A 23,788-nucleotide genomic window follows, 5' to 3' on the forward strand; every position below is an offset into this window, starting at 1 on the left:
ACCCGCGCGAGGAGGCTCCGCGCCCGCCGGCCGACCCGTCCCCGTACGCCGAGGCGCCGGTCAGCTCCACGTTCAGGCCCAGCTCGCGCGACCAGCGTCCGACACAGGCCAGGCCCAGCCGCGGCACCGCGCCGTGGTGTTCGTACCGCACCGGCTGCTCACCGAGCCGCTGTCCCGGGAGCCCCGCCGGGAGGAGAACCCGCAGACCCACCACGGCGGCTCGGTGAGCAGCCGGTGCGGTACGAACACCACGGCGCGGGTGCCGCCGTACGGCGCGGAACCGGTGCGCGGGCCGGCGGGGTCCGGCTGACGGTGTGCGACCGGCTCGGCGTACGGGGACGGGTCGGCCGGCGGGCGCGGAGCCTCCTCGCGCGGGTGCGGGTGGGTGCCGGCCCGCTCGCGCGCCGGCTCCTCGTGACGACCGCCGAGCGACGAGCCGCCGGGGGCCGAGCCGCCGTGGTGGGTCTGCGGGTTCTCCTCCCGGCGGGGCTCCCGGGACAGCGGCTCGGTGAGCAGCCGGTGCGGTACGAACACCACGGCGCGGGTGCCGCCGTACGCCGAGGCGCCGGTCAGCTCCACGTTCAGGCCCAGCTCGCGCGACCAGCGTCCGACACAGGCCAGGCCCAGCCGCGGCACCGCGCCCAGCGTTGCCAGGTCCACGTCGTCGCGCAGCTGGCCGACGGCCTGCTGGAGTGTGTCCGGCGGCATGCCGAGGCCCGCGTCGTCGATCTCGATGACCGCGCCGGCGCCGACCTCGCGCACCGTCACCACGACCTGGGTGCTGGAGGGGGAGAACACCGTGGCGTTCTCCAGGAGTTCGGCGATCGCGTGCATCATGCCCTCGACCGCCGGGGGCACCGCGTGCAGCGTCTGTCCGCCGTGCACCTCCACCCGGCCGAACTCGACGATCCGCGACTGGGCGCCGCGTACGCAGTCGTAGAGCGAGACCGGTCGCGACTCGCGCCTTGCGGGCCAGATACCGCACATGACCAGGAGCGTCTGCGCCTTGCGGGTCATCTGCGCCGCGGCATGGTCGGCGCGCATGACCTCGGTCATCAGCCTCGGATCGCTGATGATCTTCTCGACGTTGTCCAGCACCTGGAGTTGGACCGTGGCCATGGCGTGCATGTTGCGGGCCACCGACTCGAAGGCTGCCTGTACGGAGTCGCGCAGCGCGCGTTCACGGCGCACCGCCTCGTCCGAGCCGAGCGCGTCGGTGACGGTCGCCAGCGCCTGGCTGAAGTCCTCGCCGACGACTGCCGGCGGCGTCAACTGCCCGGGTACGCCGTCCAGTCGGCGGCCTCCGCGCACCCGCCGGGAAATCTCCGGCATCCGTACGGAGGCGAGATGCCGCACCTCGCTCGCGCGCGCCGCCGCGAGTGCCGCGGCGCGCTCCTCGCGCTGCGCGGTCCCGCGGGCGGTTTCGCGCAGTCGCAGCGCCCAGCCGAGGAGCAGCGCCGCGACCGCGGAGCACCCTCCCGCCAGACCTCCCGCGAGCCCGCCGCCGGCGGCGAAGACCGCCGCCGCCGCGCAGCCGACGGCGAGGACACCGGTAAGGAGCCACCACCTTCCCCGGTTTGCCAACAGCCGACTCAGCACTGGGACGTGGCTCCCTTCCAGGGTGGACGCGACCGCCCCCGACACGGACGCGGGCGTTCCGATCCTAAAAGCAACATACGAACTTAGGGCTACAGTTCGACAACTATCGGTGGCGCGCGCATCGGAGTACACCCCGCTCGTGACATTCGTCAGCGGGGCGAAGTCGCCCCGCGGTCACCGGAGTTGGCCCTGACCAGCATGAACACCGCCGCTGTGGGCGGTTTTCGGGCGGCGGACGGGGCGTCCGGCTGTCACCGCGCGTACCCGTGGCCGCCGGGCCTAATCTGGAGGAGCAGGAAGCGGCAGCCGGGGTCGACCACGGATCCGGGGTGCCCGCCGTCTCGCTCAGGGAGAGTGCGCCGTGTCGCCGGAGGCCCGCACCCGGGAGTACCGGGAACGCCCGTCCCGCTACGGAGGCGGAGCGGTGCTGTGGAGCAGCGCGGGCGGCGGCAGCCCCGGTCTGGTGCTGCCGGACGGCTGCATGGACCTCATCTGGCACGAGGCCGCCGGGGCTCTGTACGTCGCCGGGCCCGACGCGCGAGCCCGGCCCACCGGTGCGGCCGTGCCGGGCACGGGCTGGGCGGGGGTGCGCTTCGCGCCCGGCGCCGCGCCCGCACTTTTCCGGGTGCCCGCCCACCGGCTCCGGGACCTTCTGGTGCCGTTGGACGCGCTGCTTCCCGCCGAGCGGGTCCGTCGGCTCTCCGGGCAGATCGCCGGCGCGTCCTCGCCCGCCGCGGCACTGGAGCGGGTGGCGCTCCGCCTCGGCGAGGACGCGTCTGCCGCCGACCCGCTCTGCCCCGCGTTGGTCGAAGGGCTGAACCGGCGGCGCTCGGTCGCCGACCTGGCCCGCCGCTCCGGGCTCGGCGAACGCCAGCTGCACCGCCGGTCGTTGGACGCCTTCGGCTACGGGCTGGGCACCCTCGGCCGGATCCTGCGGTTCCAGCGCGCGCTCTCGCTCGCCTCCGCCGGATCGCCCCTGGCCGAGGTGGCGTACGAGGCCGGATACGCGGACCAACCGCACTTCGCCCGGGACGTCCGAGCCCTGACAGGCCTCCCGCCCACCGCGCTGTTCGCTGCCCGATCCGCGGACCGTACCGGGCCCCCGACCCGCCGAGCGCCCTGACCCGAACCGCACCGCTGTGCGCAGCGGGTGCGCCGCAGTGCCGTACGCAGCGGGGCCCGAGGGTCGGCCGACTGCGCAGGGCGCGCAGGCCGGTGCGACGCGGAAGCCGGGCGCGACCGCCGCAGATCGGCAGCGACGCGCAGCAGGGCTGCGCCCCCCCCCGAACCGGGCGCGGTCCGGAGCGCCGGGTGCGGCCCCGGGCCGGCTGCGGGCGGGGCGCCGGCGCCCCGCGGCGGGCTCACCCCAGTGGGGCGAAGAGCGAGACCGTGTTGCCGTCCGGGTCGCGGACGAGGGCGTATCGCTGGCCCCAGAACGCGTCCCACGGTTCCTTCTCGCCCGGGTGGCCGGCGGCCGTCAGCTCCGCGTAGGTGCGGTCCACGCCTTCCGGGCCGTCGCAGAGGAAGGCCAGACCCACCCGGCCCTCGCCCGCAGGCTCGCCGTCCGGTGTGATCGAGGCGATCAACTCCTCGCTGTCCCAGGCCACTCGGATCCCGCCCGGGCCCACCGCCTCGACGTGGTCCTGGCCCTCGACCCCCTCGGGGGCCTCCAGCCCGAGTCGCCGGTAGAAGGCGAGCGCCGCCGCCATATCTCCGGTGACCATGCCGATCATGTCCAGCCGCGGAGCCGTACCCGAAGGTCGCCCCTCGCCGCCGCCCGACCCCGCGACGTTCGCAGCCGGCCCGCTCGTGTCTGTCGCGCAGGCCTCGGCCGTCGCGCCTGACGTGTCCGTTGTGCCTGTCGTGCCGGCCGTCCCGTCGGCCGTGTCGGTCGTGCTGCTGTCCGTGCGGTTCGTGTCCATGAACCGCACGCTACGAGCGCGGGGCCGCGGCCGTCTTGAACGATTCGGACATCCGGGGGCCCGCGCGGCACGCCCCCGCCTCGGCACGATTCGGCCGCCACGGCCCTAGGGTCGGGGCGGACCACCCCCTGCCCCAGCGAGGACCAGATGGACCGTGACATCGAGCTCAGGGTCGACCGAGAGGCCCACGCCGTACGAGTCGACACCCGCACCACACTGCTCGACCTGCTGCGGGACCGGCTCGGCAACATGTCCCCCAAGAAGGGCTGCGACCACGGCCAGTGCGGCGCCTGCACGGTGCTGGTCGACGGCCGCCGCACCCTCAGCTGCCTGCTGCTCGCCGCCCAGGCGTCCGACTGCGAGGTCACCACGGCGGCCGGGCTCGCGCCGGGCGGTGAACCGCACCCGGTCCAGCAGGCGTTCCTGGACCACGACGGCTACCAGTGCGGCTACTGCACGCCCGGCCAGATCTGCTCGGGCGTCGGCGTACTCGACGAGGCGGCGCGGGACGAGCCCAGTCATGTCACCGAGGACCTCACCGCCCGGGTCGCACTGGACCGCGAGGAGCTCAAGGAGCGGATGAGCGGCAACCTCTGCCGCTGCGGCGCCCACCCCGGCATCATCGACGCACTCGAAGAGGCGGCCCGGCAGTGAAGGAATTCAGCTACACGCGCCCCGACAGCGCGGAGGCGGCCGTCGCGGCCGTCGCGCAGGACCCGGACGCCGTCTATCTCGCCGGCGGGACCAACCTCGTCGACCACCTCAAGCTCGGTATCACCACGCCGGGTTCGCTCGTCGACGTCTCCCGGCTGGCCCTGGGCGACGTGGAGCCGACGCCGGACGGCGGGCTGCGCATCGGCGCCACCGCCCGCAACAGCGACCTCGCCGCCCACCCCTACGTACGGCGCCACTTTTCGCTGCTCGCACGCGCGCTCCTCGCCGGGGCGAGCGGGCAGATCCGCAACGTCGCCACCACCGCGGGCAACCTGCTCCAGCGCACCCGCTGCGGCTACTTCCAGGACCCGGACGCCCGCTGCAACAAGCGCCGGCCGGGCGCCGGTTGCGCGGCGCAGGAGGGCTGGACCCGCTACCACGCGGTGCTCGGCACCTCCGAGCACTGCCTCGCGGCCCACCCCTCCGACATGGCCGTCGCCCTCGCCGCGCTGGACGCGGTGGTCGTCGTCCAGGGCCGGGAGGGCGAGCGGCGGGTACCCCTGACGCACTTCCACCGGTTGCCGGACGACCGCCCCGACCTCGAAACGGTCCTGGAACACGGCGAGTTGGTGACTGCGGTAGAGGTTCCCCCGCTGCCGTACGCCGACCGTTCCGCCTACCGCAAGGTGCGCGACCGCGCCTCCTACGCCTTCGCTCTGGTCTCCGTCGCCGCTGCGCTGGACGTGCGCGACGGCCGCGTCGCCGGGGTGCGGCTCGCCCTCGGCGGCGTCGGAACGGTGCCCTGGCGCGCGAGCGTCGCCGAGGAGGCGCTGGTCGGCGGACCGGCCACCGAAGAGGCGTACCGCGAGGCGCTGTTGGCGGAGCTCGCGCAGGCGAGCCCGCGGGAGGACAACGCGTTCAAGATCCCGATGGCCCGCTCCACCGCCGTCTCCGTGCTCCGCCAACTCACCCAGGCCCCGCCCCCGGCGGGTCGGAGGGACCAGCCGTGACCGAGCTTTCGCAGCCCGCCGACCGGCGGGCCTCCATCGGGACCGCCGAGCCGCGCCACGACGGCCCGGCCAAGGTGACCGGCAGCGCTCCGTACGCCTTCGAACACCCCGCGGCCGACCCGGCGTACGGACATCTGGTCACCTCCGCCGTCGCCCGCGGCCGGATCACCGCCCTGCACACCGACGCCGCGCGGGCGCTGCCCGGAGTGCTGGCCGTGCTCAGTCATCTCGCCGCGCCCGCGCTCGCCGACACCTCGGACGCGGAGTTCGCGGTCCTCCAGTCGGACGAGGTCGCCTTCCGCGGTCAGATCGTGGCCCTGGTCGTGGCGGAGGACGCCGAGACCGCCCGCGAGGCCGCCCGCCTGGTCGGAGTCGAGTACGAGGAGTCCACCGCGCGCACCGTGCTCGACCCGGAGTCGGACGCTCTCTACTGCCCGGAGTCGGTCAACGGCGGGCACCGCAGCGACACCCGTGACGCGGCGGTGGAGGGGCTGCTGTCCGCGGCCGACCACCTGCTCGACGCCACGTACCGCACGCCCATGCAGCACCAGGCCGCGATGGAGCCGCACACCACCACCGCGCTGTGGCAGGAGAACCGCGGCCACCCCTCGCTGACGCTGTACGACTCCACCCAGAACCCGCACGGAGTGCGCAGGACGCTCGCCACCGTCCTGGGACTGCCCGCCGACGCGATCCGCTGCGTCGCGCACTACGTCGGCGGCGGCTTCGGCTCCAAGGGGCTGCCGCACGCGAACGTCGTCGCCGCCGCCCTCGCGGCCAGGGCGGTGCCCGGCCGGACGGTACGGCTGCCGCTGACCCGGCAGCAGACCTTCACCCTCGGCGGCCACCGCACCCCCACCGTGCAGCGCGTCCGCCTCGGCGCCGACGAGGGCGGCCGGATTCGCGCAATCAGCCACGAGGCGTGGGAACACACCTCCCGCATCAAGGAGTTCGCCGAACAGACCGCGGCGATCAGCCGCATGATGTACACCGCCGAGCACCGCACAACGGCCCACCGGCTGCTGCCGCTGGACGTCCCCGTACCGACCTGGATGCGGGCCCCCGGCGAGGCGCCGGGTTCGTACGCGTTGGAGGTCGCGGTCGACGAACTCGCCGAACTGGTCGGCGTCGACCCGATCGAGCTGCGGGTGCGCAACGAGCCCCCGCACGATCCGGAGACGGGCAAGCCCTGGTCCTCCCGCAGGCTGGTCGACTGCCTGCGGGAGGGGGCCGAGTGGTTCGGCTGGGATCCGCACCACGCCCCCCGGCTGCGTCGCGAGGGCCGCTGGCGCGTCGGCCACGGAGTCGCCGCAGCGACCTACCCCGGGCTCTACATCCCGGGCACCAAGGCGGAGATCGAACGACTCGGAGACGGCCGGTACGCGGTCCGCACCGGCGCCGTCGACCTCGGTACGGGCGCCTGGACGGTCCTGGCCCAGATCGCCGCGGACGCACTGGACTGCCCGCTGGACCGGATCGCGCTGGAGCTCGGCGACACCCGGCTGCCCCGCGCCTCGGTCGCCGGCGGATCGACCGGTACGGCCTGCTGGGGCTCGGCGATCGTCGGCGCGGCCAGGGCGTTCCGCGCCGAGCACGGCAGCGACCCGCGCACGGGCGCCCGTACGCTGGCCGGACCGGAGGAGCACCCCGAGCGCGAGCAGTACGCGATCCACTCCTTCGGAGCGCACTTCGTCGAGGTGCGGATCGACGCCGACACCGGCGAGGTCCGCGTACCGCGTATGCGCAGCGTCTTCTCCGCCGGCCGGATCATCAACCCGGTCACGGCCCGCTCGCAGTTCGTCGGCGCGATGATCATGGGAGTGTCGGCGGCGCTGCACGAGGAGAACGCGGTCGGCCACGGTGGAGCCCTGGCCACCCACGACCTCGCCGGCTACCACGTCGCCTCGCACGCCGACGTCGGTGACCTCCGAGCCCGCTGGCTGGAGGAGACGGACCCCGCCTACACACCCATCGGGGCGCGCGGCATCGGCGAGATCGGCATCGTGGGCGCAGCCGCCGCGGTGGCCAACGCCACCTACGACGCCACCGGCCTGCGCATCCGCCAACTCCCGCTCACCCCGGACCACTTCCTGCCCTGAGCGGTGCTGCCGGTTCCTGCCCTGAGCGGGTGCTGTCGCCCCGCGGCTCAGAGACGCGGACAGTGCACACTCCGGTTCGGCGGCGGGGCCCACACCGAGCCACTGGAGTCGCCGCCGCCACCGCTGCTGTCGGGCCGTCCGGATCGTCTCCGGCGGCCCGACAGCAGCGGTGGCGCGTGTGGTTCTGCGCTGCGTCGGTCTGCGTCTGAGTGAGTCTGCCTGCGTAGGCGCCCGCGTCTGCGCTGCGTGTGGGCTATGCGTCGCCCGCTGCCGGGTCCGGCAGCGGGCGCAACTCCACCAGCGGTAGGCGCCGTTCGGCGCGCTCCCGGTGGTCGGCGAGGAACGGCCACTGCTCCAACGCCTGCGCGAACAGCTCCTCGTACTCCTCTTCCGAGGCCGGCACCGCCTCCGCGGGGAAGCGCTCGTCGCCGATCTCCACCGTCACTCCGGGGTGCGCGACCACGTTGTGGTACCAGTCGGGGTGGCGCGGGGAGCCCATCGCGGAGGCGACGACGAAGAGCCGTCCGCCGCCCAGGTCCATGAAGCCCAGCGGGAGGTGCGCACCGTGTCGGTACGCGCTCCCGCGTGGGTGAGCAGCAGCAACGCGTCGGCGTTGAACGGCAGATCGTCACCGAGCGGCCCAGAACCCTGCTGGGCCCGGAAGCGGTCGACGACCTGGCTGTTGAATGACATCGCTTCGTGCCGGTTCATACGGCGAGCCTAAACACCACCCGTGACATTTGCAGCAGCCCGGACGCGGGGTGGAACCCGAAGTGTGCACTCAGTCCCGCAGCGCTCGGCTCACACCCTGCTCGCGCGGACCGAGGAAGCGCGGATCGGGGGTGAGGGCCGCTTCGAACCCGGCCTTCACCGCCGCCGCCAACTCGCGTGCCCGGTCCACGTATCGGCCGCCGCCCGGGGGCTCGGCAGCCCGTACGCCGTGTGCGTCCACCCCGGCCGCTCTGCACAGTGCGACCGCGCGAGGGACGTGGAAACCCTGGCTGACCACCAGCGCGCGGTCCACCCCGAAGATCCGCTTGGCACGGGTGCAGGAGTCCCAGGTGTCGAACCCCGCGTGGTCGGCGACGATCCGGTCCGCCGGCACCCCGCGTCCGAGCAGGTAGCGGCGCATCGCGCCGGGCTCGTCGTACTCCTCGCGGCTGTTGTCGCCGGTCACCAGCAGCGCGCGCACCCTGCCTGCGGTGTACAACTGTGCGGCGGTGTCCAGTCGTTGGGCCAGGTGCGGGGACGGCTCCTCGTCCCACAGGCCGGCGCCGAAGACCACGGCAACCGGTGCGACCGGCGCCTCGCCCGGCTCGCTGTGCTTCCCCTCCGTGCTCAGCCGCACCCAGGTCGCGGGCAGCAGCGCCAGCACCGCGAACACCATCGTCAGTTGTACGGCGCGCCGTTTCACGGCCGTGCTCCAGGGGCTGCGCGCTCGCTTCACACCGGCACAGACGCCGACGGCCGTCCGTCGGTTGCCGGTTCGCCCGTTTCCGCACCGGCGTCGCGGGCTAGCGTGCGGGTATGAGCGACATCCTGACCGTACTGACCACCGCCGACAGCGCGGACGGTGCCGCCGCCCTCGCCCGGTCCGCCGTCGACGCCCGGCTCGCCGCCTGCGCGCAGGTGAACGGGCCCGTGACCTCGGTGTACCGGTGGGAGGGCGCCATCGAGGCCGAGCCGGAATGGCAGGTGCTGCTGAAGACGACAGCCGCGCGCTACCCGGAACTGGAGGCGCACCTCAGGCGCGAACACCCCTACGACGTGCCGGAAATCATCGCCTCGCCGGTCACCCACGGCAGCGAGGACTATCTGCGCTGGGTGCGGGAGGAGACCGCGTGACCGCCCTGCCCCATCCGCACACCGCACCCGAGGACGGGCCGAGACTCCCCTTCTTCCTCTACGGCACCCTGCGCCCGGGCCAGCGCCACTACGAGTGGGCGCTGCGCGGACGCACCGCCTCCGAGGAGCCCGCGAGCCTGGCCGGCCTGATGCTGTACGAGGGTCCCGGCTATCCGTACGCGGTCGCCGGGGTCGACCCCGCCCGTACGGTGCGGGGCGAACTGGTGCTGCCCCAGCGCGCCCACTACGCCGAAGTCCTCGCCGTGCTCGACCGGTTGGAGGACTACTCACCGGGAGGCGCGGACAACGTCTACACACGGATCGCCACCGAGGTCACCCTCGACACGGGCGGCGCCGCACGCGCCTGGGTCTACCTCGCCGCCGATCCGCTTGCCGGCCGGCTGCGGACGACCGGCACCCCGATCCCGAGCGGCGACTGGGTGCGCGATTCCGCCGACCCCGCCGTTCGGTCCCGCTGATCCCGGCCTCCGCGCGGGCGGGCCTCGGCGCACGGCTGCCGCCGAGCCGACTCCCCGAGCGCACGGCACCGAATTCGCACGGCACCGAATTCGCACGGCACCGGATTCGCGCGACACCGGCACCGGAAGGGCCCTGGAGGCGGAGGGCCTGGACCCGGAGGGCCCTGGGGCGGGCTGCGGGCCGGGCCCTGCCGGTAGCGGGCCTGGTGCCGGGCCCTGAACGCGGGGCTCCGGGAGCGGACTTCGGGGCTGGGCTCCGCATCCGGGGCTGGGGTTTGCGGCTGGGCTGGGTTTGCGGCTGGGCTGGGCTGGGCTTGCGGACCGGGCCGGATCCGGGTCTGGGCTGCGGGCGCACGGCTGCCGGCGGAGCCGCCCCCGGGGCGCTGCTTCCTCAGGCGTGCCTCGGCCGCGACGGCAGGCTCGGCGGCCGTCCGGGTCGTCGCCGATCCGGACGGCCGCCGAGGTCGAGCCGGGCTGCCGGGAGGGTCAGCCGACCGGCCTGACCTGGGCCAGCAGGTTCGGTGTGCCCGTTCCCGGCGAACCGACGGCGTCCTCGGCCGCGTACGACTTCAGCGCCTCGGCCACGGCCGCCGGCGCGTTGTCGCCGGTCTCGCCCAGCTCCACTGCGACCAGCCCGGCCACGATCGCCGCCGAACTCGACGTGCCCGAAAGGGTGTTGAGCGCGGTGTCGGAGGTGTTCCAGGCCGCGGTGATGTCCACTCCCGGGGCGAAGAGGTCGACGACCGAGCCGTAGTTGGCGAAGCCGGCCCGGTTGTCGTCGGCTCCCGTGGAGCTGACGGTCAGCGCCTCCTCGACCCGGGCGGGCGAGAAGTTGCCCGCGTCGGCCGCCGATCCGCCGGCGGCGACCGAGTACGTCACGCCGGACGCGATGGAGTTGCGCACCGCCTCGTCAAGCGCCTGGTTCGCCGAACCGCCCAAACTCATCACGGCGACCGCCGGCTTCTGCGCGTTGGCGCTGACCCAGTCGATGCCCTCGATGACGTCCGACACGGTGCCCGCACCGTTGCCGTCCAGCACTCGTACGGCCTTGACCTCGGCTTTCTTCGCCACGCCGTACTTCTCGCCGGCGATGATGCCGGCGACGTGGGTGCCGTGGCCGTTGTCGTCCGGGGCCTGGTCGCCGTCGCCGACCGCGTCGTAGCCGTAGCTCGCCCGGCCGCCGAACTCCTGGTGGGTGATGCGCACTCCGGTGTCCAGCACGTATGCGGTCACGCCCTCGCCCGCGGAGTCCGGGTACTCGTAGGCGCCGTCGGAGGGGCCGTTTCCGTCGTCCAGCCGGTCCAGGTGCCAGGGCGCGTCGTCCTGCACGGCGTGCGCCTCGACCTCGGTGTCCGGTACGACGGTGCGCACGGCCGGGTCGGCGGCCAGCTTCGCGGCCTGGGCCGAAGTCGCCCGCACCGCGTACCCGTTGAGGGCGGTGCGGTAGGTGGTCTCGATCCGTGCGCCGTGACCGCGCACGGTGCGCGCCGAGTCGGTGGCGGTGCTGAGTTCGCCGTCGTGGAGCACCACGATGTAGCCGCTGCTCGCCGGCTGCGGTGCCTCTTGCGCGGGTGCCGTGGTGAAGCCCAGGCTCAGTGCTCCCAGCGCCGTGACGACCGCGGTCGTCAGCGTGCGTCTGTGTGCCCGTTTCCCTGCTGCCATGTGAGGGGTCCTCTCGCGTCGATCAAGGTGCGCGAACAAGCCTCCATGAGCATGACACCAGCGGTGCCGATTCCCCAGCTCGTGTGAGCGGTGAACGCACTCCGCCCGTACGGTGCCCGGGAGTTGGGCACCGCGGCGCCGTACGGGCGGGCGCTCCGGCGCGCATGAACGGCCGCCGCGCCGGGCCGCCGACGGCGGTTGCGCGTCACCGCTCGCGCGCGGCCCGCCACTCGTCGGCCAGCACGGACCAGGTCTGGAGGTCCTGGCGCACACCGCGGTGAACGGCCGCGCTGCGCCGGGTCCCCTCGCAGGTCATGCCCAGCCGTCGCGCGACGGCGATGCTGGGGGCGTTCTCGCTGGGCACGATCCACTCCACGCGCTGGATGCCGCGCTCCTCGACCGCCCAGTCGATGATGACGCGGCAGGCGCGGGTGACCAGCCCCCGGCCCACCGCCGAGGGCTCCAGCCAGCAGCCCGCCTCCGCGAGGCCGTGCTCGGCGTCGAGCATCGGGAAGAGCACCCCGCCCACCACCTCCTCGCCGCGCCAGATGCCGAAGATGCGCCCGGTGTCGGCCGCCGCCTTCTCCGCGAAACGCTGCAACAGGGCACGCGAGGCGGCCAGATCGGGGACGGAGTCGGCCATTCGCACATGCCGGCCGATGAGTTCGCGGCCCCGGTCGATGTGCGCCAGGAACTGCGCGGCGTGCCAGGGCTCCAGCGGGCGCAGTTCCTCGCCCTGGTCGCCGACGGTGATCGCGTACATCGGGCTCCTCGGGTACGGGCCGCCGACTGCTCCGGCGGCCTGACGCGCCCGGACCGGGCCGACTGGGCGGCGGGCGCGGGCGTGGTGGCGGCACGCTCTCACCGCGGGAAGCAGGCTACCGCGCCGGTCCCGGCGCCCACCGAGCGCTCCGGCCCCGGGCCGGTGCGGCGGACCGCCCCGCCGGCCCTCCGCCGAGGTGCCGTCCGCCGGACCCCGGCCGGTTCGTTAGGGTGGTTCGGATTCCGGACGCCCGTACGCCGACCGGTCGTCCCGTTCCCCGGCGGCCCGGACCCGGGTGCGCCGAACCCGGCAGCTGAACTGGTGAGACGGTGAGACTTCGTACCCGGCTGCGAGCCCACAGCGCGCTGTGGGCCGCGCCCCTCGCGGTGGCGCTGACGCTCCTCGTCCACCACACGGTGAGCGCGGAACCGGCCGCCGCCTCGTACGGGTACGCGCCCACGCTGGTGGCGGGGCCGCTCTCCCCGATGTACGCGTTCGCCTACGCGCTGACGGCCGCCCTCGGCGCCTGGGAGGGCAACCGGCTCAGCCGGGTGCCGGTCTGGCGGCTGACGCCCAACCGCTCCCGGCCGCGCATCGCCCTGGACGGACTGTGGCCGGCGGTGCTGCTCGGCTGGCTCATGCTGACGCTGCCGGTGCTGATCGCGCTGGTGCAGCAGGGCGTCGCGCCCACCGCGGCGAGTCTGCGCCCGCTGGCGGTCGGGCTGCTGGTCTGCGCCGCGTACGCCGTCATCGGCTTCGCGGTCGGCCTGCGGCTGCCCGACGTGATCGCGGCGCCGGTACTGGCCGTGGTCGTCTTCCTGTTGGTCGCCACAGCGGTCGCGCTCCAGGTCAACTGGTGGCGGCACCTGGTCGGGCGCTACCCCTACATCCCGGAGTTCGGCGAGGTCGCCGGCTGGTCCTCGATGGCCGCCCACGCGCTGCCCACCTGCGCGTTCGCCCTCGCGATCGCGCTGCTGTGGCTCCCGGTGCGCCGTCTGCCGCCGCGCCTCGGCCCGGCGCTCCGGGTGGGCCTGGTGGCCGCCGTCGCCGCGGCCGGGCTGGGCGGCGCGTACGCGCTCGTCAAGGACTGGGGCGCGGACCCGCCCGTCGCGCACGTCGACATCCCGGTGCGCTGTGCCGGACAGGACCCCCGCGTCTGCATGCCCGAGGTGACCGCCGACGCGCTGCCGGACGTACGGGCCCAAGTCGTCGGCACACTCGGGAAGTTGGACAGGGCCGGCGTCGACCACGGTGCGACCGCCGTCCACGACAGCCTCGGACGCGGCGACGGAACGAAGGTGTCCGGCTCCCGCTGGGAGCTTCCGCTCACCGACGCAGAGCGCCGCGGCGACCTCGGCTACCAGGTCGTCCGCGCCGCCGTGCGCTTCCCCTGCGCCGAACCCGACCCGATGAGCCGGCGTCTGGCACTGGGCTGGGCCGCGGACAGGGCCGACCAGTCGGAGTCCTTCGCCCGGGTCCTGGCCGAGGACCCGCATCTCGACTCCGCCCGGCGCGAGGAGGTCGCGGGTTCGCTCGGCACCGTGCTGGGCCAGTCCGCCGAGGACCAGAAGCGCTGGTACCGCACCACTCTCACCCAGGCCTGCACGGTGGGCGGAGGCGACCGATGACCCTCGTGCTGAGCGCCTGCGGCCACGCCCACGGTGGCGTACCAGTGCTGCGGGACTTCCACTACGAGCTGCCGGACGGCCTCACGCTGCTGCTCGGCCCCGAAGGGGCGGGCAAGAGCACACTGTTGGGGATTGCCGCCTCGGAGCTCACCCCCGACTCCGGCACCGTCGCCCTCGACGGCGAGCCCGCCGGCAGCCACTCCTACCGGCGCGCGGTCGGCTGGATGCCGGACGGCGTGATGCCGATGACCGGGCTGACCGCACGCGAGTTCGTCGCCTATGTCGGCTGGCTCAAGGGCATGCGCCGCGGCAAGGCGTGGCAGGCCGCGGGCCGGGCGCTCGAACGCGTACGGCTCACCGAGTACGCGGGCAGCAGGACCAGCCGTCTCGCACCGGACGGCCTCGCCCTCCTCGGGTCGGCCACCGGCCTGGTCCACGGTGCCCGCGTGCTCCTGCTGGACGAGCCGACCGCCGGACTCCACCTCCACCACCGGGAGGTCTTCCAGGACGTGCTCCGCGAACTGGTCGACGAGGGCGATCTGCGGGTGCTCCTCGCCACCGCCGACCCGGCCACGCTGCCGGCCCTGGCGACCGACGGTGCAGCGGACACCGTCGACACGGTCACGGTGCTGGACACCGACCAGGACGAGAGCGCGCCGCTGTACAGCGGCACCGCCGAGGACTTCCTCTCCCGGGCCCCGGAGGGGACCGCACGCGGCCGGGCGCCCGCCGCCGCCCTGGCCGCCGTACTGGGCTCCGGGCGGGGCTCCGGACGGGACTCCGAACGGGGCTCCGAACGGGGCTCCGAACGGGGTGACGCCGGACCGGATGGCGTACAGGGCTCCGGGGCGGATGGCGCGGAGGGAACCGCCCGATGAGCGAAACGAGTTGGGCGGCGGACGCCACCGGGGTCATGGAGCTGCCCTCGGGGAGGCTGGTGCGCGGCCGAGGGCTGCGCGCCCCGCTGCCGCCCGGCCCTCTCCCGGAGTTCGGGCTCTACCTCCAGGGGCGACGCCCACCGGAGTTCGACTGGCCGGGGGAGTGGGTCCGGTGGCCCGACTTCCGGCTGCCCACGGACAGGCCGGAGTTCGCCGTCGCGCTCGCCGATCTGTTGGAGCGGTCCGCGCACCAGCGGGTGGAGATCGCCTGTGGCGGCGGCTTCGGCCGCACCGGCACCGCGCTGGCCTGCCTCGCCGTCCTCGACGGGGTGCCGGGCGACCGTGCGGTGGCGTACGTACGGCGTGAGTACCGCCCGCGCGCCGTCGAGACGCCGTGGCAGCGCCGCTTCGTCACCCGCTTCGGCTGACGCCCGCCACCACCGTCGTCCCGTCGGCTTCCCGGCTCTTCGCTTCCCGTCCGGTTGGCTTGCTGTTCGCTTCCCGGCGGTTGGCTCTCGCCGGTTTCGGCGCGTTCAACGCGCGGTCGGCGCCACGGAGTCGAGGAAGGACAGCAGCGCGACGTTGAAGGCGTCCGGCTGTTCCAGGCCGGGCAGATGGCCCGCGTGCTCGATCACCGAGAGCGAGGCGCGGCGCAGCAGCTCGTGCAGTGCGCGGGCGTCCGCGACCGGGGTGTACCCGTCGTCGGCGCCGACCGCGACCAGAACCGGTACCTCCAGCGCGGCCAACCCCTCGCGGTAGTCGGGTCGTTCGGCCCGGCCGCGCAGCGCCGCCGCCGCTGCCCGGGGGTCCGTGCCGCGCATCATCCGCAGTACGTGCGCCGCCACCTCCGGCTGGTCCGTGACGTTGTACGGCGCGATCATGCGGTCGATCACCTCCTGCGCGAAACCGGCCATACCCTCCGCCAGCAGGCGGTCGGCCAGACGGTTGCGGAAGGTTTTCCCGTCCTCGGACTCGGCGACCGGCGAAGTGTCGGAGAGCACCAACGCCCGTACACGGTCCGGGTGTCGGACGGCGAGGTCCATGGCGATCTGGCCGCCCATGGAGACCCCGCCCACCACCGCGTCCGACACCCGAAGCCGGTCCAGCAGCGCCACCAGATCGTCGGCGAAGTCCGAGAGGCAAGTGCGTTCCGCGCCGGCCGGCAGCGCGCTGCGCCCGTATCCGCGCAGATCGGGCACGATCACCCGGTACCCGGCACCGGAGAGCGCGCGGGCCTGCGGCTCCCAGAGCGTGTGGTCGAAGGGGTGGCCGTGCACGAGGAGTACCGGCGGGCCCTCCTGCGGCCCGTACAGCTGGTGGTGGAGAGTTGCACCGTTCACGCTGGATTCCGCTGCCATGCCCGCCAGCCTATGCGGCGCCCGCGCCCGGTGAACGCCCCTGCCCGCGACCGACCGTCGGCCGGGAAGGGCAGGGCAGCAGGGGCGGCGGAGGCCGAGCGAGTCGCCGCGCACGGCAGCGGGGACGGCGGCGGGGAGGGCAGCGAAGGCGCCGGCGCTGAAGACGGACCGAGCCCGTCTGCCCGAATCAGCGGCGCAGGGCGCGGCGTTGCAGGGCCTCCAGGGGACCGTGGTCGTGGCGGCGCAGCCAGAGCACGGCGAAGACGACCAGTACCAGGCAGACGGCGGCCCACAGGCCCATCACCCACCAGGGACCGCTGTCGGCGAACCGGGCGGCCAGGCCCGCGCCGAAGCCGTACGCGAGGAGGGCGCAGAGCACGTTCTGGAGTACGTAGCAGCTCAGCGCGGTACGACCGACCGCCGTGAGTCCGGCGGTCAACGGGCCGGGGCGGCGGGTGCGTTCGACGAGGATGCCGATCAGCCCGAGGTAGCCGACGGCCACCAGGGGCGCGGTGACGTAGCGGTTGACGAGGACGAGGTCGGTGCCGCCCGCCGCGGCGAGCGCCGACAGCGGGACACCGAGTCCCAGCCCCCAGGCCGTCATTCGGGTGCGCAGCCGTCGGCCGGTCTCGTCGGACCCGAACGCGCCCGCGCGGTGCAGGCGCACTCCGAGGAGGAAGAGGAAGAGCAACAGGCCGAAGGAGAGCAGGGGTTCGGCGCGCAGGGCGAGGGCGTTCTCCAGCCGGAAGAGGACCTGATCGAGGTAGCTGCCGTGGGCGTAGAGGTCGACGATCTCGGGGGAGGTCGAGCTGTCGGAGCCTGCGGAGTCGTCGCCTGTCACCAGCGCGGCGGTCAGGAGCGTCATCAGCAGCAGATGGAGACCGGCCGCCCACCGCTGCGCGCGGCGACGGCTGCGTTCGCCGCGGGTCAGCAGCCAGGCGACCAGCAACGAGACCACCGCGTACCCCATCAGCACGTCCCAGGCGAAGACGAGGACGAAGTGCACCGTTCCCTCGGCGAAGAGGAAGAGCGCGCGCAGGCGGTAGCGTCCGGGCCACGGTCTGCCGTGGCGGGCCGCCGAGTCGTACTGGATGGCGAGCCCGACCCCGAAGAGGATGGTCAGCATCGCCAACCCCTTGCCGTTGGCGAGGAGTTGGAAGACGGTCGAGACGGACTCGGAGAGGCTGCCGTAGCGCTGCTCGCCCACCTCACCGGTGAGCACTCCCCACTCGCCGCCCGGAGTGGTGAAGATCCAGATGTTGGTCATCAGGGTGCCGAGGATGGCGACGCCGCGCAGTACGTCCAGCATCGCGATCCGCCGCCGCCCGGTGCCGGGCGCCCCGCTGCCGGACGCCTCGGAGCCGGACACCTCGGAGCCGGACGCCTCGGAGCCGGATGCTTCGGAGCCGGACGCCCGGGTGTCGGGCGTCCGGGTGTCGTGGCGGCAGGCGGCGGCGGTGTCGGCTGCGGACGCTTCGGCGGGGGCTTCGGCGTCGGACGGTTCGACAGCGGTCGGTCCCGTGGCTCGCCGGGCGGGGTCGGCGGGGGAGTCGGTCATGTCTCCATCGTCCGGCGACAGGCCGCGGTGTACGTCCTGAGCTGCGACGACTTCGCCGTACGACGAAAGATGCAGCGCGGTTCGGGAGGTCGGCACCGCAGGAGGACGGTGGCGACCTCCCGAGCCGTCACCGCTCCTCGGCCCCGGCAGGGCGCAAGTGCCCGGTGAGGAAGGAGAGTTGGAGCCGCAGCAGGTCAGCGGCCAGCTCCGGGGTGCCCGGGTGGTGCGCGGTCTCGGGCAGCAGATGCACTGTGTGCGGCCGGCCCGCTGCCTGGAGCGCGGCGGAGAGTCGCAGGGTGTGCACCGGCAGGACGTTGTCGTCGGCGAGCCCGTGGATCAGCATCAGCGGCCGGACGAGCCGGTGGGCGTGGGGGATCAGATCGCTGCGGGCGTACCCCTCGGGGTGCAGCGCGGGGTGGCGGAGATGGCGCTCGTTCCAGTACGTGTCGTACAGCCGGTGGTCGGTGGGCGGCGCGCCGGCGACGGCGACGTGGAAGGTCTCGGGGTGGTGCAGTACGGCGCCCGCGGCGAGGTAGCCGCCGAAGGACCAGCCGTAGATCCCCACCCGGTCCAGGTCGAGGGTGCCCGGGAGCAGGTCGGCGGCGGCGTGCAGCGCGTCGATCTGGTCCTCCAGCACGGGCGTCAGCCGGTCGCCGTGGATGGCGCGCAGCCACTCCAGGCCGCGCCCGGGAGTGCCGCGCCCGTCGACGCTGAGGACGGCGAAACCGTGCTCCGCGTACCACTGGCACACCGCGGGCCCGCGGTCGCCGGTCGCGTGCGTGACGATCTGCATGCCCGGCCCGCCGTACGGGGCGAGCAGTACCGGAAGCGGTCCGGTGTCGGGACCGTACCGGGCGGGGAGGTGCAGTCGCGCACGCAGCGCGCGGCGGCCGAGGGTGAGCATCCGGGGGCTCGCAGCCATCGGGATGCCGGCCGCCACCGACCGCAGTGCCGACGCGGGACGGTGCCGTCGGTGGACGCCGACGACGGGGCCGCGGGCGGTGAGGCTGTCCAGGACGTGGGTCGGGCCGCCGACCGTTCCGAAGTGGACGCCGGGCTCCCGGCTGAGCCGGGAGGGCGCCGCGTCCGGACCGGCGGCGGTGTCCAGGAACCAGACGTGGGTCGAGCTCGGCTCGGCCGGGTCGGTGGCGCTGAACAGCACCCGCTCCCCGATGGTGCCGAGCACCTCGCGCACCTGCAGATCCGGCGGCCCGTACGATCCGCGGACCCGCAGCGTCGTCACATCGCCGCGGACCGCCTGGAACACCGGTGCGCCGGAGGCGGTGCGGCACGGCAGGCCCGGCACCGGCTCGACCCAGTACGGATCGCTCACCCGGTCCAGCACCGCGCACGTGCCGCTTTCCGGATCGACGCGCAGCAGCCACAGGGTCTGCTGGTCCCGCGACTGCACCGCGACCAGCGGGGCCTCGCCCGACCAGTCCACGTTCACCAGGTACTCCAGGGCGCGGCCCCAGGAACCCTCCGGCGCCTCCCCGGCCGGTACCTCGGCGGGCAGAGCCACCGGCACCCGGCCGCCGTCCAGATCCCAAAGGTCCAGCGTGGTGAGGGAGTTGGCGGTACCGGTGGCCGGATAGGGCAGCACACGCGGCGCTCGTCCGGGGTGGGTCGGGTCGTGCAGGTGGTGGCGGGCGACCGGGGTGAGGTCCACCCGGGCGACCAGCAGCCTGCGGCTGTCGGGCGACCACCAGTACGCGCGGTGCCGACCGATGGACTCGTGCGCGGTGTGGTCGGTGTGCCCGTGGGTGACCTGTGGGTCCGGGGAATCGGCGAGCACTCGGTCGCCGGTTCCGTCACTGCGGGTCAGGCGGACTCCGCCGGCGGACAGGTACGCCACTTGGCCGCCGTCGGGCGACGGCAGCGGATCGTGCACCGCCACACCCACCGGGGTGGGCAGCCTGCGCGGCGCTTCCCCGTCGTCGAGACGGAACGTCCACAGGGTGTCGCCGGCGCTGAACGCGACCCGTTCCACCGCGCGGTCGGTCGCGTAGGCGCCCACCTCCGGCGCGGTGAGCGCCTGTTCGCTCCCGTCGAGGTACTGGCACCACAGCGCGGTGCGCGGATCGGTGGCGCCGGCGGAGCGCAGAAAGAGCACCCGGTCGCCGTCGGGCGAGACGGTGACCGAGTGCGGCGCTCCCAGCGAGAAACGCCGGGTGCGGCCGAACAGGTCGGGGAACGCGGAGAGTTCGGTGGGCTCGGACACGGCAGGCTCCTGACGGGGGCGAGAGGTGTGAAGTGTGAACGGGTGGGACGGGGACGGCGGGACGCGGGGGTACGGGCGCCGGGCACGGGAGGTGAAGTGCCCCCGGCGCCACCGGGATGCGGTTGCGGCACCGGCGTGCGGGAGCGGGGCCGGTCGCGACGGGCGCGGCCCCGAACACGACAAAAGGCTCCAGAACATGTCGTCTGGAGCCCGGAACCCGCGTACACCGGCGGGACGTTGCGCGATACCGCTGCGGCATTCTCTCATGCGCGCCCCGCGCCCCGCGCCGGGGCGGTACCGGTAAGCGCGCGGCGACGGGTACCGGTACGGGAGCGGCGGGGGCGGCGCTCAGCGGAACGGGATGGTCCGCCAGGGGCTCTCCGGGTCCTGTACGAGCAACCGGTGAGGTATCAGGGCGGACTCGTACCAGTGGCCGAACCTCCCGTCGTCGAACCGCAGTACGCGCCCCAGCGTGTAGCCGGCCGAGAAGTCCTCCCAGGAGTCGTACGCCTGCTGCACCAGGCCACCGACCGTCGACGCGGTGCCGACCAGGTCCTCCGGCTCGAAGTAGCGCGCGGAGACGACCCAGCGGGCGAAGTTGACCGCGCGGCCGTAGTCGTAGCCGGCGAGGGTGCGTACGAAGCCGCCGGGCGGCAGCATCCCGTCCTGGCGGAAGCGCTGCTCGTACACCGGTACGCGTTCGACAGCGTCCTCGATCAACTTCCGCAGCCCCGGCGGGAGTTCGTTGCGGTCCGCGACCTCCTGGGCGAACTCCCGCCAGCGCTCGGGGTCGACGTCGCCGCCGCCCTCGCGCTCGCTCAGCGCGTTCCGGCACTTCAGGGCGATCTCCGGCGCTGCCGGGCTGTTGCGGTGGGCGAGTAGTGCGCGCAGCTGCTCCCTGCCCCCGGAGGTGCTGGTGACGCCCCAGTCCCGCTCGAGGGTCTCGCGGTCGGTGAGGTATCCCGTGTCGATGTCGCCGAAGCGGTTCCAGATGACCCGGCGGTGCACGGCGAGATGGGCCCCGCAGGCCAGCCCGTGCGCCAACTCCCCGCGCAGCGGCCCGCTGCGGTCGGTGAGGAGCAGATCGTCGCCGTGCGAGGGCGGCGGCACCTCGTCGGCCATCTGCTCCCACAGCGCGCGGTCCCACGGCATGCGCTCGAAGCGGGAGCGGTCCCGGAAGGGGAAGCGCATCCCGCTCACCGAACCGGGGTTGACCTCGATCACCAGGTCCTCCTGGTGGCTGTCCCGCTCCACCAGCTGGCCGAAGCGCAACCGGTGCTGGACCTCGTCGGGGTCCCGGGGCCGCCCCGGCAGGTCGCCCTGGGTCCGGACATAGAGGGTCCGGCGCCCGCGGTGGTGCCCGGGGTCGCGCGGGGTCGCGTAGCCGACTCGGCCGGGGTGCGTTCTGAAGTGGTCCTTCGAGGCGAGGTGGTAGAGGTGCGTCCCGGCGAGGATGCGTAGGTAGCCCTCGACGTCCCCGCGGACCTTGGCCTCGTGCAGTCTGCGCTCGATGACGGTCTGCGCGGCCCGGTCAGGACCGTTGCGCACCCGTGTGCCACTGGTGTCGACGTACCCCATGGGCATCGAGCCTAGCGGGCCCGCTCAAGTGCCGACCCGCGGAGTCAGAAGGGCCCGAACTGCCAGGTGGCGGCCTAGAGTTCCGCGGATGGAAGCGACACCGCAGGGCCCTGAGTCGGCGTGGCGGGCCGTGAACGCGCGCCGACTGCGCAGGCACCGGCTGCTGGAGGCCGAGCCGGGCACCGGTTCCTCGGACGTCGCCGCGGTCGCCGGAGCGATCTGCGGGGCACACGCGCAGGTTCTGAGCGCGGCCGAACTCTCACTGGCGCTGCGGCCACCCGCGCACTGGCCCGCGGCCAGGCCGGCAACCATCCGGTGCTGCTGGTGGACGGCGAGGTCGCCGGAGTCTGGCACCACCGCCGTTCGGGCCGCCGTCTGCAACTGGCCGTCGAGCCGCTTGGCCGGCTTCCCGGCTCCGTACGGAGCGCGGTGGAGAAGCAGGCGGAACGCGTCGCGGTCGCGCTGGAGGCGACGGCACTGGACTTCCGCATCGGGGAGATCACCGTGGGTCCGCACGCCCAGGGGGCGGGCTTCCGGGGGCGGTACGGGCACGACGCGCGGCTGCCGGTGGGCGGTGCCAAGCTGAGGTGGGCCCGGGGATCGTCGAAAGGAATCCCATGATCACCACAGACTTCGTGCCCGGCGCTCCCTGCTGGATCGACCTGGGCGTTCCGGACGGGAGAGCGGCGGCGGACTTCTACCGGTCGGTCTTCGGTTGGGAGCTGGAGCCCCTCACCGGGGACGCCGAGCAGGGCTACGGGCTGTTCCGCCACGAGGGCCGGGCGGTGGGCGCCCTCGGCCCGCTCGGCGAGGAGGGCGCCAGATCCTCCTGGATGATCTATTTCATGGCCGCGGACGCCCGGGCCTGCGCGGACGCCGTGCGGGAGTTGGGCGGCACGGTGCGGGTGTCGCCGCTCGACGCCGGAGGGGCGGGCACGATGACGCAGGCGACGGATCCGCTGGGCGGTGAGTTCGCGGTCTTCCAGCCGGGCGCCCGGAAGGGCTTCGAGACGGCCGACGTGCCGGGCGCGCTCTGCTGGGTGGAGCTGATGACCACCGACCGCGCGAGAGCGGACGACTTCTACCGCGGCCTCTTCGGCTGGACGGGCCAGGACGTGCCGATGCCCGGGGAGTCGGCGGGCGCCTACGAGCTGGTCACTGCCGCGGGGCAGCCCGAGGAGCGGATGCACGGCGGAGTCGTCGAGGTGCCGCCGGAGGCGTTGGAGCTGCGGAACGGCAAGCCCTACTGGCACCCGGTCTTCGCGACCGAGGACTGCGACGACTCCGTCGAACGCGTCACCTCGGCAGGCGGCACCTTGCAGATGGGCCCGGAAACGGCGGAGGGCGTGGGACGCCTGGCGGTGGTCGCCGACCCGTTCGGCGCGGAGTTCGTGGTGCTTGCCCCCGCTCCCGATACCGGGGCCGCACCCGACGCAGCCGCCGACGGCTGAGGCACACCCTGCCCGCTGCATGTCGGCGTCGCGCGGCGGGAGCCGTGCCGGCGCACGGGGCGCGGCGCACTCCCGGCCCGGCGTCCGCCGGCCGTATGGGGCAGGAACGACGTGTGGGGCAGGCGCGGAGAGGCCCGGGGCCGGCGCCGGAGGCCATCGCGTACGGATGGCGGCGCGTGCCAGACTGGCCGCCCGCCGGCAGGAGCCGAGCGGCCCTCCGTCCGCCTCCCGTGGAGCGTAGTGATCATGAAGTTCGGTCGTGCCCGGTTTCTGCCCGCCGCCGCGGCGCTGTTGGCGCTGGGCCTGACGACGGCGTGCTCAGGGGATTCGGGCTCCCCGGACGGCTCCGAGGACGCTTCCGAGGGCGGGCCGTCCGCCGGGGAGAGCGGGGACGGCGGCAAGAACGGCGACCGTGAGGACTCCGGCAAGGGAGGTCCGTCCCAGAAGCCGGGCAGCACCGAGGGCTGGCCGAAGAGTCCGGCCGAGGGCGAGCTGTCGGAGGAGGAGCTGGGCTCCTACGCGCTGGGGCAGGGCGACGTTCCGGGCTTCAAGGTGCGGATCCCGTCCCGGTCCGAGCTGGAGGGGATGGGCGACGAGAAGGCCAAGCAGGCCGAGTGCCGACCGCTGGGCGGCCTCATGGCCGGTACGCCCCAGCCGGAACCGGCCGCCTCGGTGTACCGCAACATCATGGCCGAGTCGGACGAGGAGGACCCGAGCGGACTCGTGCTCTTCCAGACGCTCGCCGCCTACGACGGCGATTCCGCCGGCAAGCTGATGTCCGGATTGCGCAAAGCCCTGAAGGACTGCGCCGACGGCTTCGAGACCACCGCCAAGGGCCACGAGGGCATGGGCACGTACAAGGCGGCCAAGGAGCTGAACAAGCCCAAGCTCGACGGAGCCGACGACGTGCTCGCCTTCCAGCTCGACGCCGACGCGGACGGCCGGCGGATGCCGATCCTCTTCAACGTGATCCGCACCGACTCCACGGTCGCCGTCTTCTACGCCATGAACCTGATGCAGCCGGAGAAGGCCGTCATCCCCGAGGCGGTCACCGGTATCCAGACCGCCAAGCTCAGCTGACCC

At 74.0% G+C, this 23,788-nt stretch carries 22 protein-coding genes; 12 read left to right on the top strand and 10 right to left on the bottom strand.

Translation table 11 applies throughout. From position 1 onward, the window contains the following. Nucleotides 1-72: 72 nt before the first annotated feature. A complete protein-coding gene (locus JGS22_RS16045; RefSeq protein WP_372454260.1) occupies nucleotides 73-1,584 on the bottom strand; it encodes an ATP-binding protein in 1,512 nt (503 codons plus the stop codon). A gap of 376 nt (nucleotides 1,585-1,960) precedes the next feature. Between JGS22_RS16045 and JGS22_RS16050 the strand changes: the two genes are divergently transcribed. After that, nucleotides 1,961-2,722 carry a helix-turn-helix transcriptional regulator gene (locus tag JGS22_RS16050; RefSeq protein ID WP_211041931.1) on the top strand — a complete coding sequence of 254 codons (762 nt, stop codon included), beginning with the start codon at nucleotides 1,961-1,963 and terminating at the stop codon, nucleotides 2,720-2,722. A gap of 238 nt (nucleotides 2,723-2,960) precedes the next feature. Here JGS22_RS16050 and JGS22_RS16055 read toward each other — a convergent pair whose 3' ends face one another. After that, on the bottom strand, nucleotides 2,961-3,332 hold the full coding sequence (locus JGS22_RS16055) for a VOC family protein (protein WP_236074006.1): 372 nt from the start codon (nucleotides 3,330-3,332) through the stop codon (nucleotides 2,961-2,963). Between the two features lie 336 nt (nucleotides 3,333-3,668). Between JGS22_RS16055 and JGS22_RS16060 the strand changes: the two genes are divergently transcribed. The 3 genes from JGS22_RS16060 to JGS22_RS16070 are packed head-to-tail and all read left to right on the top strand — an operon-like array spanning nucleotide 3,669 to nucleotide 7,284. Then, a complete protein-coding gene (locus JGS22_RS16060; protein ID WP_211041930.1) occupies nucleotides 3,669-4,175 on the top strand; it encodes a 2Fe-2S iron-sulfur cluster-binding protein in 507 nt (168 codons plus the stop codon). Beyond that, nucleotides 4,172-5,185, top strand: coding sequence for an FAD binding domain-containing protein (locus JGS22_RS16065; RefSeq protein WP_211041929.1), 1,014 nt, complete (start codon nucleotides 4,172-4,174; stop codon nucleotides 5,183-5,185). Before JGS22_RS16060 ends, JGS22_RS16065 begins: the two co-directional genes overlap by 4 nt. Continuing rightward, entirely contained in the window at nucleotides 5,182-7,284 is a 2,103-nt protein-coding gene (locus tag JGS22_RS16070; protein WP_308405696.1) for a xanthine dehydrogenase family protein molybdopterin-binding subunit, read from the top strand. Before JGS22_RS16065 ends, JGS22_RS16070 begins: the two co-directional genes overlap by 4 nt. A gap of 253 nt (nucleotides 7,285-7,537) precedes the next feature. On the opposite strand, the gene JGS22_RS16075 is transcribed toward JGS22_RS16070, so the two are convergent. Then, nucleotides 7,538-7,825, bottom strand: coding sequence for a nitroreductase/quinone reductase family protein (locus JGS22_RS16075; RefSeq protein WP_211041928.1), 288 nt, complete (start codon nucleotides 7,823-7,825; stop codon nucleotides 7,538-7,540). Between the two features lie 240 nt (nucleotides 7,826-8,065). Further along, entirely contained in the window at nucleotides 8,066-8,698 is a 633-nt protein-coding gene (locus tag JGS22_RS16080; protein WP_308405697.1) for a SanA/YdcF family protein, read from the bottom strand. Between the two features lie 113 nt (nucleotides 8,699-8,811). Here JGS22_RS16080 and cutA point away from each other — a divergent pair, with 113 nt between their 5' ends. Together cutA and JGS22_RS16090 are read left to right on the top strand one after the other, a co-directional pair. Continuing rightward, nucleotides 8,812-9,129 (top strand): divalent-cation tolerance protein CutA, encoded by a 318-nt coding sequence (gene cutA, locus JGS22_RS16085; protein WP_211041927.1) that lies wholly within the window; start codon nucleotides 8,812-8,814, stop codon nucleotides 9,127-9,129. Beyond that, nucleotides 9,126-9,608 carry a gamma-glutamylcyclotransferase family protein gene (locus JGS22_RS16090; RefSeq protein ID WP_308405698.1) on the top strand — a complete coding sequence of 161 codons (483 nt, stop codon included), beginning with the start codon at nucleotides 9,126-9,128 and terminating at the stop codon, nucleotides 9,606-9,608. Before cutA ends, JGS22_RS16090 begins: the two co-directional genes overlap by 4 nt. 486 nt (nucleotides 9,609-10,094) lie before the next feature. On the opposite strand, the gene JGS22_RS16095 is transcribed toward JGS22_RS16090, so the two are convergent. Together JGS22_RS16095 and JGS22_RS16100 are read right to left on the bottom strand one after the other, a co-directional pair. Beyond that, nucleotides 10,095-11,270 (bottom strand): S8 family peptidase, encoded by a 1,176-nt coding sequence (locus tag JGS22_RS16095; RefSeq protein ID WP_211041926.1) that lies wholly within the window; start codon nucleotides 11,268-11,270, stop codon nucleotides 10,095-10,097. 205 nt (nucleotides 11,271-11,475) lie between these two features. Next, nucleotides 11,476-12,033 carry a GNAT family N-acetyltransferase gene (locus tag JGS22_RS16100; RefSeq protein WP_211041925.1) on the bottom strand — a complete coding sequence of 186 codons (558 nt, stop codon included), beginning with the start codon at nucleotides 12,031-12,033 and terminating at the stop codon, nucleotides 11,476-11,478. Between the two features lie 329 nt (nucleotides 12,034-12,362). On the opposite strand from JGS22_RS16100, the gene JGS22_RS16105 reads away from it, so the two are divergent. The 3 genes from JGS22_RS16105 to JGS22_RS16115 are packed head-to-tail and all read left to right on the top strand — an operon-like array spanning nucleotide 12,363 to nucleotide 14,967. Continuing rightward, entirely contained in the window at nucleotides 12,363-13,661 is a 1,299-nt protein-coding gene (locus JGS22_RS16105) for a hypothetical protein (RefSeq protein ID WP_211041924.1), read from the top strand. Next, nucleotides 13,658-14,539: an ATP-binding cassette domain-containing protein gene (locus JGS22_RS16110; RefSeq protein ID WP_211041923.1), complete on the top strand. Its 882-nt coding sequence runs from the start codon at nucleotides 13,658-13,660 to the stop codon at nucleotides 14,537-14,539. Before JGS22_RS16105 ends, JGS22_RS16110 begins: the two co-directional genes overlap by 4 nt. Then, on the top strand, nucleotides 14,536-14,967 hold the full coding sequence (locus JGS22_RS16115; RefSeq protein ID WP_211041922.1) for a protein-tyrosine phosphatase family protein: 432 nt from the start codon (nucleotides 14,536-14,538) through the stop codon (nucleotides 14,965-14,967). Before JGS22_RS16110 ends, JGS22_RS16115 begins: the two co-directional genes overlap by 4 nt. 105 nt (nucleotides 14,968-15,072) lie before the next feature. Here the strand turns inward: JGS22_RS16115 and JGS22_RS16120 are convergent, their stop codons facing one another. The 4 genes from JGS22_RS16120 to JGS22_RS16135 form a co-directional block, all read right to left on the bottom strand. Beyond that, the gene (locus JGS22_RS16120) at nucleotides 15,073-15,897 is read right to left on the bottom strand and encodes an alpha/beta fold hydrolase (protein ID WP_211041921.1); all 825 of its coding nucleotides are present in this window, start codon (nucleotides 15,895-15,897) and stop codon (nucleotides 15,073-15,075) included. 187 nt (nucleotides 15,898-16,084) lie between these two features. Next, nucleotides 16,085-17,455, bottom strand: a complete 1,371-nt coding sequence (locus tag JGS22_RS16125) for a DUF418 domain-containing protein (RefSeq protein WP_372454261.1) — start codon at nucleotides 17,453-17,455, stop codon at nucleotides 16,085-16,087. A gap of 127 nt (nucleotides 17,456-17,582) precedes the next feature. Next, a complete protein-coding gene (locus JGS22_RS16130; RefSeq protein ID WP_308405699.1) occupies nucleotides 17,583-19,676 on the bottom strand; it encodes a S9 family peptidase in 2,094 nt (697 codons plus the stop codon). 348 nt (nucleotides 19,677-20,024) lie between these two features. Next, nucleotides 20,025-21,254 (bottom strand): DUF1266 domain-containing protein, encoded by a 1,230-nt coding sequence (locus JGS22_RS16135; protein ID WP_211041919.1) that lies wholly within the window; start codon nucleotides 21,252-21,254, stop codon nucleotides 20,025-20,027. A 120-nt stretch (nucleotides 21,255-21,374) separates the two neighbouring features. Between JGS22_RS16135 and JGS22_RS27140 the strand changes: the two genes are divergently transcribed. The 3 genes from JGS22_RS27140 (at nucleotide 21,375) to JGS22_RS16150 (ending at nucleotide 23,785) form a co-directional block, all read left to right on the top strand. After that, nucleotides 21,375-21,875, top strand: a complete 501-nt coding sequence (locus JGS22_RS27140) for a DNA glycosylase AlkZ-like family protein (RefSeq protein ID WP_211041918.1) — start codon at nucleotides 21,375-21,377, stop codon at nucleotides 21,873-21,875. Further along, complete coding sequence (locus JGS22_RS16145; RefSeq protein WP_211041917.1) at nucleotides 21,872-22,705, top strand: VOC family protein; 834 nt, start codon at nucleotides 21,872-21,874, stop codon at nucleotides 22,703-22,705. Before JGS22_RS27140 ends, JGS22_RS16145 begins: the two co-directional genes overlap by 4 nt. 246 nt (nucleotides 22,706-22,951) lie before the next feature. Beyond that, the gene (locus tag JGS22_RS16150) at nucleotides 22,952-23,785 is read left to right on the top strand and encodes a hypothetical protein (RefSeq protein WP_211041916.1); all 834 of its coding nucleotides are present in this window, start codon (nucleotides 22,952-22,954) and stop codon (nucleotides 23,783-23,785) included. The last annotated feature ends 3 nt before the right edge of the window (nucleotides 23,786-23,788 follow it).

Origin of the sequence: Streptomyces tardus, assembly GCF_018101125.2 — a bacterium.
Taxonomy (GTDB): domain Bacteria; phylum Actinomycetota; class Actinomycetes; order Streptomycetales; family Streptomycetaceae; genus Streptomyces; species Streptomyces tardus.

Excerpts from the sequence above, each read along its gene's own strand:
- cutA (WP_211041927.1), top strand. The coding sequence starts at position 8,812 with ATGAGCGACATCCTGACCGTACTGACCACCGCCGACAGCGCGGACGGT.
- JGS22_RS16115 (WP_211041922.1), top strand. The coding sequence starts at position 14,536 with ATGAGCGAAACGAGTTGGGCGGCGGACGCCACCGGGGTCATGGAGCTG.
- JGS22_RS16135 (WP_211041919.1), bottom strand. The coding sequence starts at position 21,254 with ATGGGGTACGTCGACACCAGTGGCACACGGGTGCGCAACGGTCCTGAC.
- JGS22_RS16095 (WP_211041926.1), bottom strand. The coding sequence starts at position 11,270 with ATGGCAGCAGGGAAACGGGCACACAGACGCACGCTGACGACCGCGGTC.
- JGS22_RS16125 (WP_372454261.1), bottom strand. The coding sequence starts at position 17,455 with ATGACCGACTCCCCCGCCGACCCCGCCCGGCGAGCCACGGGACCGACC.
- JGS22_RS16060 (WP_211041930.1), top strand. The coding sequence starts at position 3,669 with ATGGACCGTGACATCGAGCTCAGGGTCGACCGAGAGGCCCACGCCGTA.
- JGS22_RS16110 (WP_211041923.1), top strand. The coding sequence starts at position 13,658 with ATGACCCTCGTGCTGAGCGCCTGCGGCCACGCCCACGGTGGCGTACCA.
- JGS22_RS16150 (WP_211041916.1), top strand. The coding sequence starts at position 22,952 with ATGAAGTTCGGTCGTGCCCGGTTTCTGCCCGCCGCCGCGGCGCTGTTG.
- JGS22_RS16145 (WP_211041917.1), top strand. The coding sequence starts at position 21,872 with ATGATCACCACAGACTTCGTGCCCGGCGCTCCCTGCTGGATCGACCTG.
- JGS22_RS16120 (WP_211041921.1), bottom strand. The coding sequence starts at position 15,897 with ATGGCAGCGGAATCCAGCGTGAACGGTGCAACTCTCCACCACCAGCTG.
- JGS22_RS16075 (WP_211041928.1), bottom strand. The coding sequence starts at position 7,825 with ATGGACCTGGGCGGCGGACGGCTCTTCGTCGTCGCCTCCGCGATGGGC.
- JGS22_RS16055 (WP_236074006.1), bottom strand. The coding sequence starts at position 3,332 with ATGATCGGCATGGTCACCGGAGATATGGCGGCGGCGCTCGCCTTCTAC.
- JGS22_RS16100 (WP_211041925.1), bottom strand. The coding sequence starts at position 12,033 with ATGTACGCGATCACCGTCGGCGACCAGGGCGAGGAACTGCGCCCGCTG.